We start from the raw sequence: 934 nt of genomic DNA, 5'->3' as shown, positions 1-934 counted from the left end.
AGAATCCCTCCTAACCTGCAGTGACCCCGCCATCTATTGGAATAGCGACGCCGGTGATGTGCCTGGCCCCCGCGCTTGCAAGAAATAACGTCAAGCTAGCAATTTCCTTCGGAGTCGCCACGCGGCCCTGAGGTATTGAGTCAACATTTCTTTGAATAATCTCGGCGGCGGTAACCGGCTTGCTATGGGCCGACACAAGCATGGGCGTATCTACAGCGCCGGGGCAGACGGCATTGATGGTGATTTGCTCTTTGGCGTGGTCAAGGGCCATGGCTTGAGTCAACAAAACGACCGCGCCTTTCGATGCACAATAGGCAGCCAGCCCGGGACAGCCAAACAACCCCACATTTGAAGCTATGTTGACAATGCTGCCGCCGCCGGTCGTCCTCATGGACTTCACTGCGGCGCGGCTGAAGTAGAATACACCGTTGACATTGGCGTCGAATGTCTGACGCCAATCGTCATCCGTAGTGTCGACGGCGCTTCCACGCCGGATGATCCCGGCGCTGTTGACCAAGACGTCAACCTTTCCGAAACGCGCTACGGTGGAATTCACTACATGGTCAGCAAACGCCGAGTCGGCGACATCGCCAAACTTCAATTCGGCCTCACAATTGAGTTTCTGAATCGACTCCAAGGCTCTTTGCCCCCGGTCTCGATCCCGGCCGACCAACACGAGTGAGGCCCCGATCGCGGCGAAAGCCTCTAAGACGGCCTCCCCTATCCCCGACGTCGCCCCTGTAACGATAACCACCTTCTTGGAATGTGTCATGGTTCGATTGCCCGGTAGAAGTGATGGGGCTTGGCGGGGATATTTCCCGCACCCTGATTAGTGATTTATGCCCGCATGCGGGCTGTTCGCAAGCCTCCAAAAAGTCATGTGCCAAACAAGCTGAAGTCATGGCGCATCGGACAGCGGTGACGGCTTGGTGGC

1 protein-coding gene is annotated in these 934 nt (G+C 56.9%); it reads right to left on the bottom strand.

From position 1 onward, the window contains the following. Positions 1-10: 10 nt before the first annotated feature. A complete protein-coding gene (locus NKH73_RS32530; RefSeq protein WP_352939609.1) occupies positions 11-772 on the bottom strand; it encodes an SDR family NAD(P)-dependent oxidoreductase in 762 nt (253 codons plus the stop codon). Between the last annotated feature and the right edge of the window lie 162 nt (positions 773-934).

The organism is Mesorhizobium sp. M0938 (genome assembly GCF_040319125.1).
Lineage (GTDB): Bacteria > Pseudomonadota > Alphaproteobacteria > Rhizobiales > Rhizobiaceae > Mesorhizobium > Mesorhizobium robiniae.
The sequence above is the reverse complement of the archived record's forward strand: the minus strand, read 5'-3'. Positions and strand labels throughout refer to the sequence as shown.

Bases quoted from the DNA above. Each gene is read 5' to 3' on its own strand.
- NKH73_RS32530 (WP_352939609.1), bottom strand. From the start codon at position 772: ATGACACATTCCAAGAAGGTGGTTATCGTTACAGGGGCGACGTCGGGG.